The organism is Williamsia phyllosphaerae (genome assembly GCF_014635305.1).
Classification (GTDB): domain Bacteria; phylum Actinomycetota; class Actinomycetes; order Mycobacteriales; family Mycobacteriaceae; genus Williamsia_A; species Williamsia_A phyllosphaerae.
This window is the reverse complement of the sequence record NZ_BMCS01000002.1, coordinates 692,805-710,943: the sequence shown is the minus strand read 5'-3', so window position 1 is coordinate 710,943 and position 18,139 is coordinate 692,805. Positions and strand designations below refer to the sequence as shown.

The 18,139-nt window shown below is 66.8% G+C and carries 17 protein-coding genes; 8 read left to right on the top strand and 9 right to left on the bottom strand.

Annotation, left to right across the window (positions count from 1 at the left end; translation table 11 throughout):
* Positions 1-52: 52 nt before the first annotated feature.
* From IEV93_RS17185 to IEV93_RS17165, 5 genes are read right to left on the bottom strand one after another with little or no spacing between them, the layout of a single operon-like run.
* Positions 53-1,318, bottom strand: a complete 1,266-nt coding sequence (locus tag IEV93_RS17185; RefSeq protein ID WP_188491160.1) for an ABC transporter permease — start codon at positions 1,316-1,318, stop codon at positions 53-55.
* Positions 1,315-2,211 (bottom strand): ABC transporter ATP-binding protein, encoded by an 897-nt coding sequence (locus IEV93_RS17180; protein ID WP_188491159.1) that lies wholly within the window; start codon positions 2,209-2,211, stop codon positions 1,315-1,317. The genes IEV93_RS17185 and IEV93_RS17180 overlap by 4 nt, the downstream gene beginning before the upstream one ends.
* Before the next feature lie 37 nt (positions 2,212-2,248).
* Complete coding sequence (locus IEV93_RS17175; RefSeq protein ID WP_229705265.1) at positions 2,249-2,935, bottom strand: hypothetical protein; 687 nt, start codon at positions 2,933-2,935, stop codon at positions 2,249-2,251.
* Positions 2,932-3,210: a helix-turn-helix transcriptional regulator gene (locus tag IEV93_RS17170; protein ID WP_188491158.1), complete on the bottom strand. Its 279-nt coding sequence runs from the start codon at positions 3,208-3,210 to the stop codon at positions 2,932-2,934. The genes IEV93_RS17175 and IEV93_RS17170 overlap by 4 nt, the downstream gene beginning before the upstream one ends.
* A gap of 58 nt (positions 3,211-3,268) precedes the next feature.
* The gene (locus tag IEV93_RS17165) at positions 3,269-3,895 is read right to left on the bottom strand and encodes a TetR/AcrR family transcriptional regulator (protein ID WP_188491157.1); all 627 of its coding nucleotides are present in this window, start codon (positions 3,893-3,895) and stop codon (positions 3,269-3,271) included.
* A 225-nt stretch (positions 3,896-4,120) separates the two neighbouring features.
* Here IEV93_RS17165 and IEV93_RS17160 point away from each other — a divergent pair, with 225 nt between their 5' ends.
* The gene (locus IEV93_RS17160) at positions 4,121-5,512 is read left to right on the top strand and encodes a lipase family protein (protein WP_188491156.1); all 1,392 of its coding nucleotides are present in this window, start codon (positions 4,121-4,123) and stop codon (positions 5,510-5,512) included.
* A 4-nt stretch (positions 5,513-5,516) separates the two neighbouring features.
* Here the strand turns inward: IEV93_RS17160 and IEV93_RS17155 are convergent, their stop codons facing one another.
* Positions 5,517-6,659 (bottom strand): NAD(P)-binding domain-containing protein, encoded by a 1,143-nt coding sequence (locus tag IEV93_RS17155; protein WP_188491155.1) that lies wholly within the window; start codon positions 6,657-6,659, stop codon positions 5,517-5,519.
* 40 nt (positions 6,660-6,699) lie between these two features.
* Here IEV93_RS17155 and IEV93_RS17150 point away from each other — a divergent pair, with 40 nt between their 5' ends.
* Entirely contained in the window at positions 6,700-7,431 is a 732-nt protein-coding gene (locus IEV93_RS17150) for an enoyl-CoA hydratase (protein ID WP_188491154.1), read from the top strand.
* Positions 7,432-7,440: 9 nt separating this feature from the next.
* On the opposite strand, the gene IEV93_RS17145 is transcribed toward IEV93_RS17150, so the two are convergent.
* Positions 7,441-7,755, bottom strand: a complete 315-nt coding sequence (locus tag IEV93_RS17145; RefSeq protein WP_229705264.1) for a (2Fe-2S) ferredoxin domain-containing protein — start codon at positions 7,753-7,755, stop codon at positions 7,441-7,443.
* 301 nt (positions 7,756-8,056) lie between these two features.
* Here IEV93_RS17145 and IEV93_RS17140 point away from each other — a divergent pair, with 301 nt between their 5' ends.
* Positions 8,057-9,751, top strand: a complete 1,695-nt coding sequence (locus tag IEV93_RS17140) for a purine-cytosine permease family protein (RefSeq protein WP_188491153.1) — start codon at positions 8,057-8,059, stop codon at positions 9,749-9,751.
* A 79-nt stretch (positions 9,752-9,830) separates the two neighbouring features.
* Positions 9,831-11,324, top strand: a complete 1,494-nt coding sequence (locus tag IEV93_RS17135) for a carboxyl transferase domain-containing protein (protein ID WP_188491152.1) — start codon at positions 9,831-9,833, stop codon at positions 11,322-11,324.
* A 28-nt stretch (positions 11,325-11,352) separates the two neighbouring features.
* On the opposite strand, the gene IEV93_RS17130 is transcribed toward IEV93_RS17135, so the two are convergent.
* Positions 11,353-11,922, bottom strand: coding sequence for an LGFP repeat-containing protein (locus tag IEV93_RS17130; RefSeq protein WP_229705263.1), 570 nt, complete (start codon positions 11,920-11,922; stop codon positions 11,353-11,355).
* A gap of 118 nt (positions 11,923-12,040) precedes the next feature.
* Complete coding sequence (locus IEV93_RS17125; RefSeq protein WP_229705322.1) at positions 12,041-12,622, bottom strand: LGFP repeat-containing protein; 582 nt, start codon at positions 12,620-12,622, stop codon at positions 12,041-12,043.
* 176 nt (positions 12,623-12,798) lie between these two features.
* Here IEV93_RS17125 and IEV93_RS17120 point away from each other — a divergent pair, with 176 nt between their 5' ends.
* The 4 genes from IEV93_RS17120 to IEV93_RS17105 all read left to right on the top strand — a co-directional run bounded on the left by IEV93_RS17120 (position 12,799) and on the right by IEV93_RS17105 (position 18,006).
* Complete coding sequence (locus tag IEV93_RS17120) at positions 12,799-14,001, top strand: cytochrome P450 (RefSeq protein WP_188491149.1); 1,203 nt, start codon at positions 12,799-12,801, stop codon at positions 13,999-14,001.
* Positions 13,998-14,192: a ferredoxin gene (locus IEV93_RS17115; RefSeq protein ID WP_188491148.1), complete on the top strand. Its 195-nt coding sequence runs from the start codon at positions 13,998-14,000 to the stop codon at positions 14,190-14,192. The genes IEV93_RS17120 and IEV93_RS17115 overlap by 4 nt, the downstream gene beginning before the upstream one ends.
* A gap of 110 nt (positions 14,193-14,302) precedes the next feature.
* Entirely contained in the window at positions 14,303-16,036 is a 1,734-nt protein-coding gene (locus IEV93_RS17110; RefSeq protein WP_188491147.1) for an ABC transporter ATP-binding protein, read from the top strand.
* Complete coding sequence (locus IEV93_RS17105; protein ID WP_188491146.1) at positions 16,033-18,006, top strand: ABC transporter ATP-binding protein; 1,974 nt, start codon at positions 16,033-16,035, stop codon at positions 18,004-18,006. The genes IEV93_RS17110 and IEV93_RS17105 overlap by 4 nt, the downstream gene beginning before the upstream one ends.
* The last annotated feature ends 133 nt before the right edge of the window (positions 18,007-18,139 follow it).

Below are 18,139 nucleotides of genomic sequence, written 5' to 3'. Positions count from 1 at the left end.
GGCCGCGCGCGTTGCTGCGGTGTTACCCGTCGGTTACGCCGATCTCACCCGATCAGCCGACCGGGGTCGGTGTCGCCTTCTCCTCGGTCTTCGACCCGCGCAGCGCCTCCGACCAGCTGACCTTCGAGCCGGTGCGCAGGATCGAACGCTGGTAGACGCGGGAGGCGACCCAGACGGCGACCAGGCATGCGGCGATCATGATGACGATCGTCCCCACCACCTGGACCGTGTTCGTCTCCCCGGCGGCGATGCGCATCGGCATCAGCGAGGCCGAGAACGGCGGTATCCAGCTGAGCGCCTTGATGAACGAGGAGTCGAGCGAGTTGATCCCGAAGATCCCGGCGTAGAGCACGCCGATCGACAGGATGGTCAACGGCGCCGCGGTCGACCCCAGTTCCTCCTGGCGGGAGACCATCGCACCCGTCGCCGCGTAGAGGATGGCGAAGAACAGGAAGCCGAGCAGGAACCACACCACCACGGCACCGAGCATCGATATCGCCGCGCTGGGGACCGTGAGCACACCGGTCACCGAAGCAGTTATCAACCCCGCACCACCGAGAACCACCAACTGCCCGAACGTGATCGCGCCGATGCCGAGGATCTTGCCCCACAGCAGGTGCAGCGGACGGATCGTGGCGAGGAGCAACTCGACGACCCGCGAGGTCTTCTCCTCGACCACACCCGCCGACACCATGCCGCCGCCGGTCATGATCGCGAACAGCAACAGGATGACACCGACGTAGGCGATCGCGAGCCGCTGACCCTCGTCGGGCTTGTCCGGCTTGGTCTGGGTCACCTGTAGCGCCGACGCCGCCTGCTGTTCATCGTTGAAGGATGCAGGATCGATGTTGCTGCGCGCCAATGTCTCACGCTGCGCGAGCTGGGCGAGTGCGGTGCGCACGATCGTCTCGGATGCGCCCGACAGGCCGTCCTTCGTGATCGCCGTGTACGCGGGTCCGCCGACGGCCCCGGTGCCGAGGGCGACCGAGACGTCGCCGGCGTCGACCTGCGTACGCGCGGCCGCGGCGTCGGCGAGTGGCACGACCTCCACCGCGGTCCCGCTCAGGGCGCCGGCCTGGGTGATCGACTGCGACAACGCCGCGTTGGTGCCGACCACACCGATCTTCTCGGGCTTGTCATCGCCCCCGGTGAAGATCGACGCGACGATGAGGCCGCCGATGATCAGCACCAACATCAGCGCGTTGGTGATCAGGAAGGAGCGGGTGCGTACGCGGGTGGTGATCTCGCGACGGGCGATCAGTGAGATCGCGCGGGTGGGGCCGAGGGTGGCCCCTCCGGTGGTCTTCGATGTGCTCATGCTGAGACAACCTCTCGGAACAGATCGGTCAGATGGGGATGGCTGGTGGCGAAGCGATGAACGGGTCCGTGGGCCAACGCCGTGGCGAGGAGCCGCTGGTCGTCGGCGGTGTCGTCGATGCGCAGATGGGTGTCGGCGCCTCGGTAGTCGGCCTCGATGACGCCGGGCAGTCCGTCGGCCCACCGTGTGGAGGTGTCGGGGCCGGTGACGTGCAGCGTCTTGCCGCCGCCGGCGCGCAGTTCGTCGACGCGTCCCTGCGCGCGCATGCTGCCCTTGGTGATGATGCCGACGCGGTCGCACAGCCGTTGGACCAGATCGAGCTGGTGGCTGGAGAACAGGACCGGGACACCCTCGGCGGCTTTCTCTTTCAACACGTCGCTCATCACGTCGACGGCGACCGGGTCGAGACCGGAGAACGGTTCGTCGAGGACCAGCACGGTCGGCTCGTGCACCAACGCCGCGGCGAGCTGCGCGCGCTGCTGGTTGCCCAGGCTGAGGTCGCCGACGTTGTCGTCGATGCGCTCGCCGAGGCCGAGTCGGGTGACCCAGCGAACGACGTTGTCGCGTGCCTCGGCCGAGGACAGCCCGTGTAGCTCGGCCAGGAACCGGAGCTGCTCACCGACCTTCATCTTCGGATAGAGGCCACGTTCCTCGGGCATGTAGCCGATCTGGCGGCGCATCTCGAGGTCGATCGGTCGGTCGCCGAGCAGTACGCGACCGGAATCGGCGGCCAACACCCCGAGCACGATGCGCATGGTGGTGGACTTGCCGGCGCCGTTGCTGCCGACGAAGCCGAAGATCTCGCCGGCGTTGACCGTGAAGGTCATGTCCGACAACGCGGTCAGCGAGCCGTATCTCTTCGACAGGTGGTCGATGATCAGTGGATCGTTCACGATCTGCCTTTCTCGGGGGTGCTGATGGATGGATGGTTCACCAGGGAGCGGGCGCCGGCGGGTCGAGATCGCGTGCCGGTGCCCTCGTAGCCGTGGTGGGCGCCGGTTGGGTTGGCGGTGCGGGTGTTTCGTGCTCGTCCTCGACCCCTTCGTCGACGACGAAGTCGTCCGGGTCGGGATCGGCCTGCCACCACGAGGTGAGCATGGTCGGCGTGCACGTCCCGATGAGCGTGATCGTGATGAGCAGGATGCCCACGCCGTACACGTTCTGGCCGGAGACCAGGTCGAACGCCGAGCCCATGAAGGTCAGCATCACGAAGGGGATGAACATCAGTGAGAACAGCACGAAATAGCCGATGGACCGAGCCGAGTTGCGCTGTGCCAGTTGAATCTCGTCGAGCGCCGACACGGGAGCGTCTGCAACGGATCCCGTCACCACCTTGAGGACTGTCAGCGTCGTCAGGATCCCGCCGAGAGACACGAGATAGGGGATGAGGAACCAGGTGGAGTTCACGAACGCGATCACCGCCGACACCACCAGCATCAGCAGGAATGCGACGAGGAGGGTTACGAGTCGCCGGAACGATCGACGGTTGCGCAATCGGGGGTAGCGGCCCGCGTTCTTGGCGATGGTGCGCTCGTACCGGACTGCCCGCCACGTCTCGTATCGGCGCCACAGTTGGGGCTTGGCGTGCTCGGGGATCGCCGAGTTGGGATCACTCATGATGACGCTCCGTTTCGTTTGGCGTACAGCTCGGCCGACATCGCGCCGAATTCGTGGCGGCTGAACACTGCCTCGACGGGGAGGTCGAAGACCGCACAGATCCGGAAGGCGAGGTCGAGGCTGGGGTAGTTGTCGCCGCGCTCTAACGCCCCCACCGACTGGACGTTGATCTCGACCTGTTCGGCGAGCTCGGCGCGGGACATGCGCCGCTCGGCGCGAAGGACACCGATGCGGTTGTAGATCGGGAGCGTTGCTCCCCGTCTGACTGGGCTCACACAACTAAGTATTAGGAAAACACAACACGATGTCAACAGGCGACAACGAACCGTTAGTTCAGGAAGGCGTGACGCCGTAGCTCTCGGCGAGCAGCATCAGCATGTCGATGCGGGCGGCGTCGGCGTCGGGGTCGGGAGCCAATGGCTTGCGCAGCGCCTCTCCGTCGAACGCGGCGATGAGGACCAGGACCAGGGTGCGGCGTCGCGCTGCGCTGAGCCCCTGCAGTTCGGGCATCCCGTCGGCCAACCGGGTCATCGAGGCGTAGTAGTTCTCCAGGATGGGGCTCAGTCGGGTACGCAGTGCCTCGTCGATCCGCGCGTGAAAAGCCAACTCGCGCAACACGATGTTGATGTCGGAGGTGGCGAGGTCGCGGACCAGCAGTACGGCCTCGCGCATGTCCCTGGGCGTGGCCTCGGCACTCGAGGTGCCGAACTCCGCGGTGAAGCTGCCGATCTGACGTTCGCCGACCTCCTGGGCCACGGCGATCATGAGGTCGAGGCGGGTGGGGAAGTGGCGGAAGAGCGCGCCTTGCGACAGCCCGGCCCGCGTCACGACCTCGACCACGGTGGTCTTGGCGTATCCGATCTCGGCGATGGATGTGATCGCGGCGTCGAGCAGTGCCCCGATGGTCGTTGCGCGGCGTTGCGCCTGTGTTCGCCGGGGCGCGACTCGTGGGGAACTCACCTGCCAACTATAAAAGCGTTGCTCCCGTCCACGGCCGGTCCTGACGGCATCGGGCGCGCTCGGGGCGGGCTTGCGGTCACTTAGAAACCATGTACTCTCTTTTTATCTTGGTGAGGTGGGTCACATGCTTGATGGTTTCGGTGTGACTGACCCGAATGACGATTCAAAGGAGAATCTGTGTTTCTGGCGTCGGGCAGGGGAACGGTTCGCGGTCGAAAACGGCTGATGGCATTGATGATCGGCGTGATCACGGTTGCGGGACAGGGCGTGGTCGCCACCGACGCCGCCGCGGCGCCCCGCCCACCGATCGCACCGTCGACGGCGCCGGTCCCGCTCTTCCCACCGCTGCCGGACGCCGACCGCGGGTTCTATCTCCCGCCGCAGCGCGTGGTCGAGGCCGCCGCACCCGGCGAGATCCTCGCGGCGCGTCGGGTCAACCTCGCCAACGTCTCGGTGCTGCCGGTCAACGTCGACGCGTGGCAGATCTCCTACCGGTCCACCAACACCCGCGGCCAGGCGATCCCCGCGGTCTCGACCGTCCTCAAGCCGCGCGGTGCCGCGCCGGGAGGTTCGCGAAAACTGCTGTCGTATCAGATGGCCGAGGACTCGACCGCGAGCTACTGCGCACCCTCCTACGCGATGCGTGCCGGTTCGATCCCGTCCCCCCTGACCGGTCCGATCACCGTCCCGCTCAACTTCATCGACGTGGTCGCCGCGGTCGCCAAGGGCTGGGCCGTCGTCGTACCCGATCACCAGGGACCGGACTCCGCGTTCGCCGCCGGCCCCCTCGCCGGGCGGATCGTCCTCGACGGCATCCGATCCGCGGAGCAATTCGCGCCGCTACAGGTCGACGGCACCGCGACGAAGGTCGGGATGTGGGGCTACTCCGGCGGTGCCATCGCCACCGGATGGGCCGCCGAGCTCCAGCAGAGCTACGCCCCGGAACTGAACGTGGTCGGGGTCGCCGAGGGTGGCGTGCCCGCGGACCTGGGGGCACTGGTGAACCTCGGTAGCGGCAACCTCGGCGCCGGGTTGGTGATGGCAGGCGTGATCGGCGTCAGCCGGGAGTACCCGCAGCTGGCCGGGATCCTGCAGCGTCGGGTGAACCCGTTGGGCAAGGCGCTCATCGCGGCCAAGAATCCGCTGTGTCTGGCCTATCAGTCCGTTCTCGCCCCGTTCCTGAACATCAAGGGCCTGTTCGTCGGCGGGGATCCGCTGCGCGACCCCACGGTGAAGTCGGTGCTCGCGAAGGTCCGGATGGGTCAGACGGTTCCCCGCGCACCGATGTTCGTCTACCAGTCCCATCCCGACTGGTTGGTACCCGTCGGGCCGGTGGACACCCTGGTGCAGACCTACTGCCGTGACCCGCAAGCCCGGGTCCAGTACACCCGCGACCACTTCAGCGAACACATCTCGCTCGACCCGGTGGCCGCGCCGGCAGCGCTGCTCTGGTTGAGCGAGCGCTTCGCGGGGAAGCAGGTGAAGGCAGGGTGCTCGACGACCGATGTGGGATCGATGGCCCTGGACTCGCGGGCGTGGTCGACCTTCTCCGACCAGCTCGGCGCCAACGTGGCCGCGCTGTTCGGTCAGGCGATCGGTCGTACCCCGACCCGCTAGGCGGTCACGACCGGACGGGTTCCCCGTCGAGGACGGCGCGGACGTGCCGCGCCGCCTCACGGCCGGCCCGGTTCGCGCCGATCGTCGACGCGGACGGTCCGTAACCGAGGAGCTGCACGCCGGGCTCGTCGGCGACGACGGTCGCCAGTGCGCCGGTCATGGTGATCCCGCCGCCCGCAGCCCGCAGATGCAGCGGGGCGAGATGGTCGAGCGCACTGCGGAACCCGGTGCACCAGAAGATGACGTCGACATCGAGTTGAGCCGGCGAGTCCTGACGTACGCCGTCGAAGCGGACGCCCTTCTCCACAATTCGCGTGAACATCGGCAGCCATTCGAGGATGCCGTCGGCCTGCGCCGCAGCGATGGCCGGTGTCGTGCGGAGACCGGTGACCGACACCACCGACGTCGGCGGCAGTCCGGCGCGCACCCGGCGTTCCACCCGGGCGACGGCCTCGCGACCCTCTTCGGGAGAGAACGGCGCATCGGTGAACACCGGTCGCGTCCGGCTGCACCAGTAGGTCGTCACGTCGGTCGCGGTGCGCGCGATCTCCATCAGCAGCTGCACCGCCGAGATGCCGGCCCCCACCACCAGTACCCGTTGGCCGTCGAAGTCGTGGGGCCCGGTGTAGTCGTGGGTGTGCAGTTGGCGGCCGGTGAATCGCTCGGTTCCCGGGATATAGGGGATGAACGGCCGATCCCAGGTCCCGGTGGCGTTGACGATGGTCCGCGTGATGATGGTGGATTCGACCCGGGTGTCGCCCGGCCCGGGACCCGTCAGCAGCACCTCGTACTCGTCGGCGGTACCCCGTCGACGTCGCACCGCGTTGACGTGCACCGGACGCCGGACATCGAGTTCGAATCTCTTCTCGTACCGGTCGAAGTAGTCGGGCACGGCACTCGCCGCCGGCCACTCGTCGCACTCGACCCCGAGGGCCTCGGTGAGTCCGTATCCGGGGAGGTCATGGACGTGATTGGCGCCGGCCAGGGTGAGCGTCGGCCAGCGGAACTGCCACGCCCCACCGGGTTTCGGAGCATGATCGAGGATGGCGAACCGCCCGGTCAGGCCCCGTCGTCGGAGAAAATAGCCGGCCGACAGCCCTGCCTGCCCGCCACCGATCACCACACAGTCGAGCCGCTCGTCGGTCACGCCCCGAACTGTACTTCGCGCCGGGTATTAGGCTGACCACATGATCGGGAGCAGCAGAGACGGTCTGGTGACCACCATCGAGATCCAGCGCGAGGACAAGCGAAACGCCGTCGACCACGACGTTCTCGACGGCCTGGCCGCCGCGGTCGCCGAGGCGGTCGACACCGGCACCCGCGCAATCGTGCTCACCGGCCAGGGCGCCACCTTCTGTGCAGGCGCAGACCTGTCCGGTCCGGTCTACGACCCGGACTTCCTCGCCAAGCTGGTGGCCACGCTGCAGCAGATCGAGTCCTCACCGGTGCCGGTCATCGCCGCGCTCAACGGCAGTGCCTTGGGAGCCGGCCTGCAGCTGGCCATGGTCGCCGACCTCCGGGTGATGGCGCCCGGTGCCACGGTGGGCATCCCGGCAGCGAAGATCGGTGTGGCCGTCGACGAGTGGACCATCCGCCGGTTGATCTCACTCGTCGGCGGCGGCACCGCGCGCGGCATACTCATCGGATGTGATCCGCTCACCGCCGACCGTGCCCACGCCATCGGGTTCGCCAACCGCATAGGCGATCTCGCCGAGGCACAGGCTTGGGCGGCGTCGATCGCCGAGCTCGCCCCGCTCACCCTCGCGCACTACAAGCTGGTGTTCGCCGGTGACGGGGCGCGCGACGAGGTCCCGGCCGACCGCATGACGGCGATGATGCGCGCTTGGGACAGTGACGATCTCGTCGAGGGACGGACGGCGCGCACCGAGAAGCGCGCGCCACGGTTCACCGGCCGCTGAGCGCGGCGGTCACTTCGGGTTCTTGACCGATTTGCCCGGCCGGTAGACGAGGCGTTTGATCTCCGGCGGCGGGTCGGCAATCCCGGGACCGCCCGCACGCATCCATTCGCCGACCTCGGTCATTGCCGAGTCGGTCAACACTCGCTGGAGCCACACCGGCCGACCGCCCTTGGACCGTCCGGCCCGTGACGGGGACACCACGATGACGTTCGAGCGCTTGCAGTCGTCGAGACAGTCGCTCGTCCGTACCCGTGCGGCGTCGTCGACCGTGTCGCGGAGCGCGTCGAGCTGGCTGTCGTGGTCGATGCCGGGATGTTTGCGCACAGTCCCACAGCAGCAGCCCCGACACACGGTTGCCGTCGGGATCGACGTACCCGATTTCTTCGCCGACAGCACGTTCTCCGATGTTCGAGCCGGGTGGCCGGCGTGGTCGAGACCATCGACGAGCCTACGACACCCGCGATGAGACTCCTTACGCGACCCGGCTTTGGTGCGCAAGGCTAAGGGTTTGAGTTTTCCTACCCGAAACATGGCTGAACTGTTCGGGATACACGCCGCGCCTAGCGTCGCGATATTGCCCGTCAGGGGGCGGACATCATCTGCGATTGCTGATCGAGGAGTGCGCATGACCCAGGAAGTAGCGGAGCCGAATCCGGCTCTGACCGGACCGCAGGCCGCGGCCACCCGAGAGACACTGGAGGACTACACCCTCCGGTTCGCTCCGCGGAGCTATCGCAAGTGGGGACCGGGCGTCGTCTCGATCTCCGCTCTCGGTGGCATCGCCTATCTCGCCGACTTCGCCATCGGCGCGAACATCGGTATCGCCAACGGCACCGGTAATGCGTTGTGGGGCATCCTGTTCTTCGCCGTGGTCATCGTGCTGACCGGCTACCCGCTGGCATACTACGCGGCGCGCTACAACATCGACCTCGACCTCATCACGCGCGGAAGCGGTTTCGGCTACTACGGGTCGGTGCTGACAAACGTCATCTTCGCCTCGTTCACCTTCATCTTCTTCGCGCTCGAGGGCTCGATCATGGCGCAGGGCCTGAAACTGGGCCTGAACATCCCGCTGTGGCTGGGCTATCTGGTGTCCTCGGTGCTGGTGATCCCGCTGGTCATCTACGGCATGAACACCCTGGCCAAGCTGCAGGTGTGGACCACGCCGCTGTGGCTGGTCATGATGGTGCTGCCGTTCCTCTACCTGCTCATCACCCACCCCGACGCGGTCGGCGACTTCCTCTCCTACAGTGGCGGTCTCGACGCGCAGGGCGGACAGGGAGTGTCCTTCGCGGGCACCATGCTGGCCGCCGGTGTCTGTCTGTCGTTGATAGCCCAGATCGCCGAGCAGATCGACTACCTGCGCTTCATGCCCCCGAAGACCGCCGAGAACAGCCGTCGCTGGTGGACCGCGGTCATCGCCGCCGGCCCGGGCTGGGTCTTCTTCGGTGCCATCAAGCAGGTCGTGGGTCTGTTCCTCGCCGTCTACCTGATCCTGAACTTCGCCGACCAGGCCGGCGTCGCCAACCAACCGGTCGAGCAGTTCCTCGCCATCTACGAGGACTTCATGCCGCACTGGCTGGCTCTGACACTCGCCGTGATCCTGGTGGTCATCAGCCAGATCAAGATCAACGTCACGAACGCCTACTCCGGTTCGCTGGCCTGGACGAACAGCTTCACCCGCGTCACCAAGACCTACCCGGGTCGACTGGTGTTCCTGGTGTTCAACGTGGCCATCGCCATCGTCCTGATGGAAGCCAACATGTTCAGCTTTCTCAACAACCTGCTGAACTTCTACGCCAACTGCGGCATCGCGTGGATCGCCACCGTGGCGTCCGACATCGCCATCAACAAGTTCCTGCTGAAGCTCTCGCCCAAGCAGCCCGAGTTCCGTCGCGGCATGCTCTACAGCGTCAACCCGGTGGGCTTCGGCAGCGTCATCATCGCCGGCGGACTGTCGATCATGACCTACTTCCACGTCTTCGGCGACGCCATCCAGCCTTACTCGCCGATCGTGGCACTGGTTCTCGCCGTGGTCCTCCCGCCGATCTTCGCCTACAGCACCAAGGGGAAGTACTACCTGCGTCGCACCGACGACGGCATCGACCTGCCGATGCTCGACGACGACGGCAACCCGTCGGACGTCAAGCTCATGTGCTGCGTCACCGGCATCGAGTTCGAGCGGCCCGACATGATCGCGTCGGCCAAGCCGGGCCCGAACGGGGAGAAGCAGTACATCTCCTCGCTGGCCCTCTCGTGTGACAAGACCGGGGAGCACGTGCTGCCCGAACAGAAGACGGAGACCGCTCTCACGCAGTAGATCCGACACCGTCGACCACCGCCCCACCAGCGACCTCAGGGTCGATGGTGGGGCGGTCCGCGTTTGCGATGATGATCCGATGACACGACGCAGCGCGGTCGAGGTTCGCGATCTCATCGTCGATCCCGGTAGCTGGGTCGGCTGGGACGAGCCGGTCACGACAATCCCGGCCGACGCCGACTACGCCGACGACCTCCGCGGGGCACGCGAGAAGACCGGGCTCGACGAGTCGTTGATGACCGGCGCCGCAACCGTCCGAGGACATCGCGTGGCCCTGGTGGTCAGCGAATTCGGCTTCCTGGCCGGATCGATCGGCGCGGATGCCGGTGCAAGGATGACCGCCGCCATCAGGCGGGCCACCGCTGAGGGGCGCGCCCTGGTGGCGCTCCCCGCGTCCGGGGGCACCCGGATGCAGGAGGGGACAGCGGCCTTCCTGCAGATGGTCGGGATCACCGCCGCGGTCGTCGAACACAAGGCCGCGCACCTGCCGTACCTGGTGTATCTGCGCCACCCCACCACCGGCGGCGTGTTCGCCTCCTGGGGGTCGCTCGGACACGTGACCCTCGCCGAACCCGGTGCTCTCATCGGATTTCTCGGACCCCGCGTCTACGAAGGGCTCTACGGTGAGGCGTTCCCCGACGGCGTCCAGCAGGCCGAGAACCTGCGGGTGCAGGGGTTGGTCGACATCGTCACGCCGGTGGACAATCTCGCCGAGTTCGTCGACGCGATCCTGCGCGTGCATCGCGCCGGCATCGACCCCGCCGAGATCGACACGGCGACAATCACATCTGCTTCCGACACCCCGACAACGCCCGCGACAACCTGGGATGCGGTGATCGCTTCCCGTCGCGAGGACCGGCCCGGGGTGCGTGATCTTGTCCGGGCGGTGGCCGACGACGTGGTGAACCTCAGCGGGACCGGCGAAGGTGAGAGCGACCGTGGCCTGCTCGTCGCCATGGTCCGCCTCGGCGGTCGGGGAGTGGTCGTCATCGGACAGGACCGACGTATGCAGAAGCCAGGGTCGTTGCTGGGACCGTCGGCGCTCCGCGTCGCACGACGCGGGATGCAACTCGCGGCCGACCTCGACATCCCGCTCGTCACGGTCATCGACACCCCGGGCGCTGAACTCTCGAAGGATGCCGAGGAGGGTGGTCTGGCGGGCGAGATCGCCAGGTGCCTGGCCGATCTCATCGCGCTGCCGGTGCCGACGGTGTCGGTGCTGCTGGGGGAGGGGGCCGGCGGGGCGGCGTTGGCGTTGATGCCGGCCGATCGCGTGGTCGCCGCGTCGAATGCCTGGCTGTCGCCGTTGCCGCCGGAGGGGGCCAGCCTCATCGTCCATCGCGACACCGACCACGCACCGGAGATGGCGCAGAGTCAGGGGATCGGTGCGCAGGCGTTGCTCGACCGCGGCTTCGTAGACGTGGTCGTGGACGAGAAGCCTGATGCCGCAGACGAACCCGGGCCGTTCTGCGTCCGGATGGGTGCCGCGATCGTGGCCGCGCTCGGGGAGATCGAACGGACCGACGCGGCGGAAGTGATCAGATCACGAACCGAACGCTTCGGCCGCCCGTAGACGACCGAAGCGTTCGATCACGAGCGGTTCAGGGCCACTGCAGGCGCTTGCCGCCCTCGAAGTCCTGACGGAACTGGTTGCCCACCTTGTACTCGCCGCCGACCGGGAGGCCGAACTTGTCCGGGCCACCCGCGGCCGCGTACTTGTTCAGGATCTCGCCCCAGACGATGTGCGTGCCGGTCTTTGCGCCGTAGTAGACGTTGCCGCCCTGCAGGAACTGCTTACGGCCTGTCCCCGCCGCGAGTTCGTCGCTGACCGGGTAGCCCAACGGGCCGCGCTCGTAGCCTTGACCGTTGGTCTTCGTGTTCGACCACAGTGCACGAATGGCCCCACCGATCTGATGGGCGACACCACCGGAGACATTCGCCTTCCAGTAGAACGACGTGTTGTCGAACCGTTGGAACCGTCCGTTGTAGGCCGCAGCGGCTTCGTTCATCGTCGGGTTGCCCCACGTGGGGACGCCACCGGTGGCCTCGAAGGCCTCCAGGATGCGGCCGCCGACGCTGAACTCGCCGAAGTCCTTGTCGGCACTGGCCACGCCCACCTGGGTGGAACCGAGCATCGCCACGGCCATCGCGGCCACCGCAACCGCTGTCATGCGTTCTTTGATGCGCATATGTAGTCACCTTCATGTCGTCGAGTCCGTATGAGGGTACGAAACGAAAGCTTCGGCCGCCCGCGATGGGTGGCCGAAGCTTCCGATGTCTCAGTACGGGTCAGGGGAAGACGAGCACGCCGTTCTGGAAGTTCTGTGCGTAGTTGCGTCCGACTCGGTACTCGTTGCTGACGGGCATGCCGAGCTTTCCGGTCGGACCCTTGGCGGCGGCGTACTTGTTGAGGATCCCGCCCCACACGGTGAAGGTCTTGGTGGTGGTGCCGCTGTAGACGTTGCCGCCCTGGAAGAACTGCTTGACGCCCTTGTCCGGGATGCCGATCGGGTCGGAGGTGGGGTACTTCAGAACCCCGCGCTCCCACTGGAGCGTTCCGTACTTGGTGAAGATCGCGCCGCCGACCGGGTGCGCGATGCCGGCGGTCACCGACGCCTTCCAGTAGAAGTGGGTGTTGTCCTTTTCGAAGGTCTGGAAGCGTCCACCCAGGGCGGGGCGCTCGTCGCCGGTGGCCTCGCCCCACTTCGCTTCGCCGCCGGTGGCCTTGTAGGCCTCCAGGATGCGTCCACCGATGGTGAACTCGCCGGACGGCTCATCGGCACTCGCGATGCTCGTCACCTGCGTCGATGCGAGCAGGGTGAAGGCCATTGCGGCCACCGCAGCTGCCGTCACGCGTTGTTTGATGCGCATTTCGATCACGTCACTTTCCTCGTAGTCGGGCCACCGACCCGGATCGATTGTTCGCCATAGCAACTGTTTGCACAATCGTACGAGGAGGCGAATGTACGAAATGCAATCTGTTCGTTGCGCAACCGACGGCGCACGAGTACATATAGTTGGTGAGCGCAATTAATTAGGGAGGCTAGATGTCCGAGATGGTTCGCGAGTATCCGATGGCCCGCACGTGTCCGTTCGACCCGCCCGCAGAGCAGACGGAGAACGGCCCGGTGTCGAAGGTGCGGATCGAGACCGGCGCCACGGCGTGGCTGGTCACGGGGTATCAGGAGCAGCGCGAGGCGCTCGTCGACCCACGTCTGAGCTCCGATTTCCGCCGCGAGGGTTACCCGTCGCGCATCACCACCCAGGCCCGGACGCGGTCCTTCATCTCGATGGACAACCCCGAGCACCAGCGGCAGCGCCGGATGCTCATCAAGTACTTCACGGTCAAGCGCATCGAGTCCATGCGTCCGGCCATCCAGAAAGTCGTCGACAACCTGCTCGACGAGATGCTGGACGGCTCGGGATCAGCCGACCTGGTGTCGCAGTTCGCGCTGCCGTTGCCGTCACTGGTGATCTGCGACCTCCTCGGCGTGCCCTACGCCGACCACGACTTCTTCCAGAGGTGCAGCAGTGTGCAGCTGACGATGTCGGCCCCGATGGCCGACCGTGAGGCCGCCCGAGACGCGCTCAACGGATATCTGCTGAGCCTGGTGGAGTCCGCGGTCGACAACCCCGGCGACGATCTGATCGGTGACCTGGTGGTGAACCAGGTCCGGCCCGGTCACCTCACCGCCGGGGAGGTGGCCGACATGTGCAGCCTGTTGCTCATCGCCGGACACGAGACCACCGCCAACATGATCGCGCTCGGCACCCTGGCGCTGCTGCGTCATCCCGATCAGCTGGCCGAACTGCGCGAGTCCGACGACCGGGCCCTGATGGCGTCGGCGGTCGAGGAACTGCTGCGCTATCTGACGATCGTGCACCAGGGCCTGCGTCGCGTCGCCGTCGAGGACATCGAGATCGGGGGAGCGCAGGTGGCCGCGGGCGACGGCGTCATCATCTCGGCCGACGCTGGCAACCGTGCCCCCGACGCGTTCGACGGCGACCCCGACGAGCTCGACATCCACCGCTCCGCCCGACACCACGTCGCCTTCGGGTTCGGCATCCACCAGTGCCTCGGCCAGGCGCTGGCCCGACTCGAACTCGACATCGCCTACTCGACCCTGTTCCGTCGGGTACCCACGCTCGCAGTGGACGCCTCCCTGGACGAGATCGATTTCAAGGACGACATGTTCGTCTACGGCGTGCGTGCACTGCCGGTCACCTGGAACACGGAGGCAGACCGATGAGCATCGAGATCGACCGCGACACCTGCGTGGGTGCCGGACAGTGCGTGCTGGCGGCGCCGGACGTCTTCGATCAGACCGAGGACGAGGGCATCTCCTTCGTACGACCCGATGCGCCCGAGGGCCGCGACGGCGAGATCGCCGACGCCGTCGACCGCTGCCCGGCCCGCGCCATCGCGCTGGTCGACCGATGAATCGGACATCGCCTCGCGCCGGGAAAAACGACGCGCCACCTTGTGGTCGGCGTTGGTAGCGTCGACCGGGTGAATCCAGATCGCCTGTACGTCCCAGGGCCGCGCGCCCGATGCTGATCCGCCTGCTGCGCACGTATCTACGGGCCTACAGCCGTGAGCTGACCGCGGTGGTCGCCCTGCAGTTCGTGGCGACGTTGGCGATGCTCTACCTCCCGACCCTCAACGCCGACATCATCGACAAGGGCATCGCCCGCGGCGACACCGACTACATCGTCGACATAGGCATGTGGATGCTGGGCATCTCGCTGGTGCAGGTGCTGTGCAGCATCGCGTCGAGCTATTTCGGCGCCCGGGCATCCCTGGGCGCAGGCCGTGACATCCGCCGCGATCTCATGCATCGCGTCGGCACCTTCTCCGCCCGCGAGGTGGGAAAGTTCGGCGCCCCGTCGCTGATCACCCGCACCACCAACGACGTCCAGCAGGTCCAGATGCTCGGCGTCATGGCCTGCACGATCCTGGTCACCGCGCCCATCATGTGCATCGGCGGCATCGTCATGGGCCTGCACGTGGGCAGCAGCCTGGCCATCGTCCTCATCATCGCGGTGCCGGTCCTGGGTGGATCGATGGCCGTCATCATCGCGAAGATGATTCCCGGCTTCCGAGCCATGCAGGAGCGCATCGACGCCGTCAACCGAGTGCTGCGCGAACAGATCACCGGCATCCGGGTCGTGCGCGCGTTCGTCCGGGAACCGTATGAGCGCAAGCGTTTCGGCGCTGCCAACGACGACCTCACCTCCGCCGCCCTGCGGGTCGGACGGCTGATGGCGCTGATGCTGCCGGTGGTCACGGTCATCACGAACCTCACGATGGTCGCCATCGTCTGGTACGGCGGCTACCGGATCTCGGCGGGCGCGGTGGAGATCGGCGCGCTCACGGCGATGATCAGCTACGTCATGCAGATCATGATGGCCGTGATGATGGCGTCGTTCCTCGCGATGATGGCGCCGCGCGCCGCGGTCTGCGCCGAGCGCATCACCGACGTCCTCGAGACGGAGACCTCGGTAGTGCCCGCTACCGAGACGAAGACCTTCGCCGGGGACCCCGGATCGGTCGAGTTCCGATCCGCCCAGTTCCACTACCCGGGCGCCGAACAACCCGTGCTCTGCGACATCTCGCTGACCGCCCGAGCCGGGACCACCACCGCCGTCGTGGGGTCGACCGGTGCCGGCAAGACCACATTGCTCGGACTCATCCCGCGCCTGATCGACGTCACCGACGGATCGGTGGTCGTCGGCGGCACCGACGTGCGGTCCCTCGATCCCGACACGCTGCGCAGCGCGATCGGACTCGTCCCGCAGAAGCCATACCTCTTCTCCGGCACCATCGCGACGAACATGCGCTACGGCAAGTCCGACGCCACCGACGACGAGATCTGGGAGGCGCTGACCATCGCTCAGGCCGCCGATTTCGTGCGGGACATGCCCGACGGACTCGACACCGCGGTGGCCCAGGGCGGTACGACCGTCTCCGGCGGTCAACGCCAGCGCCTCGCGATCGCCCGTGCGGTGATCCGTCGTCCCGACATCTACCTGTTCGACGACTCGTTCTCCGCACTCGATCTGACAACCGACGCCAAGCTGCGAGCCGCCCTCAAGCCCGTCACCCGGGATGCGTGCGTGATCATCGTCGCCCAGCGCATCTCGACGATCATCGACGCCGACTCGATCGTCGTGCTCGAACACGGGCGCGTGGTCGGCACCGGAACGCACGACGAACTGCTGGGCAGCTGCTCGACCTACGCCGAGATCGTCGAATCGCAGTTGTCCGTGGAGCAGGCCCGATGACCCGGCCCGGAGCCGGCGTCGGCGGACCCCGCGGCGGACCGATGATGGGCGGTGTGCCCGGCGAGAAGGCCCGCTCGTTCAAGCCGTCGGTCAAACGACTGATCGGACTGCTTGCCGCACGCCGACTCTCGCTGTCGGTCGTCGTCGTCTCGGCCATCGGCTCGGTGGTGCTCACCGCGCTGTCGCCGCGCATCCTCGGCCACGCCACCGATCTCATCTTCTCCGGCGTCATCGGGGCACAACTGCCCGACGGCCTCACCAAGGCGCAGGCGGTGAACCGACTCCGCGAGAACGGCAACGGCACCTTCGCCGACCTGGTGTCGTCGATGGACGTCGTGCCGGGCCGAGGCGTCGACTTCGGCGCCGTCGGCCAGACGCTGACCGTGGTCCTGATCCTCTACCTCGGTGCCGCGGTCCTCATCTGGCTGATGAGCCAGCTGCTCAACATCACCGTGCAGGGGACTGTCCGGGAGCTGCGCAGTGAGGTCGAGGACAAGATCCACCGACTCCCGTTGCGCTACTTCGACACCACGCCCCGCGGCGAATTGCTCAGCCGCGTCACCAACGACATCGACAACGTGTCGCAGTCACTGCAGCAGACCATCTCCCAGCTGCTCAACTCGCTGCTGATGGTCGTCGCGATCCTGGTGATGATGCTCGTCATCTCGCCGCTGCTGGCGTTGATCGCACTGGTCACCGTGCCCCTCGCGGTCCTCGCGACGGCGATGGTGGCCAAACGCTCCAAGCCGCACTTCATGGCCCAGTGGAAGAGCACCGGCGCCCTCAACGCCCAGGTCGAGGAGGCCTTCACCGGCCACGAGCTGATCAAGGTGTTCGGCCGCCAGGACGAGGTCGAGGAACGCTTCGACCACCGCAACGAGGCGCTCTACCAGTCGAGTTGGCGTGCCCAGTTCATCTCCGGGATCATCATGCCCGCCATCATGTTCCTCGGGAACCTGAACTACGTCGCGATCGCCGTCGTCGGCGGGTTGCGGGTGGCGTCGGGTCAGCTGAGCCTCGGTGAGGTGCAGGCGTTCGTGCAGTACTCGCGGCAGTTCACCCAGCCGCTCACCCAGATCGGGTCGATGTTCAACCTGATGCAGAGCGGCGTCGCCTCGGCCGAACGCATCTTCGACATCCTCGACGAGGACGACGAGACGCCCGATCCGAAGACGCCGGTCTCACCCGAGGTCGGCGCCGGTGGGCCGTCGGGCGCCGTTGTGTTCGACGACATCTCGTTCCGGTACCGCGACGACCAGCCGCTCATCGACCGGCTGACCCTCGCGGCCGAGCCCGGACACATGGTGGCCATCGTCGGACCCACCGGAGCGGGCAAGACCACCGTCGTCAACCTGCTGATGCGGTTCTACGACGTCGACTCGGGTGCGATCACCGTCGACGGTGTCGACACGAGGTCGATGACACGTGCCGACCTACGGAGCCGGACCGGCATGGTGCTCCAGGACTCGTGGCTGTTCGGCGGGACGATCCGCGACAACATCGCCTACGGCGATCCGTCCGCGAGCGAGGAGGCCATCCTCGAGGCCGCCCGCGTCAGTCATGTCGATCACTTCGTCTCGATCCTCCCCGACGGGTACGACACCGTCATCGACGAGGAGGGGGGCGGCGTGAGCGCGGGCGAGAAGCAACTCATCACCATCGCGCGTGCGTTCCTCGCCCAACCGACCGTCCTGATCCTGGACGAGGCGACCAGTTCGGTCGACACCCGCACCGAGCTGCTGATCCAGAAGGCGATGCAGGCGTTGCGTGCCGACCGCACGAGTTTCGTCATCGCACACCGGCTGTCGACCGTCCGGGACGCCGACACCATCCTGGTGATGGAGAGCGGGAAGATCGTCGAGCAGGGGTCGCACGACGAGCTGCTCACCGCCCGCGGGGCGTACTACCGGCTCTACAACAGTCAGTTCGTCGGTCCGATCGACGACGAGGAGATGTCGCCCGTCCCCTGACCGCCGAACGTGCCCAAATCACCCGCCGAACGTGCCGAAACTGCTTGCCGAACGTGCCGTTGATCATGGGCGGCCAGGGGACGCGACCACATCTGTGTACAACGTGGCCTGACCACGATCGACGCCGCCGGCC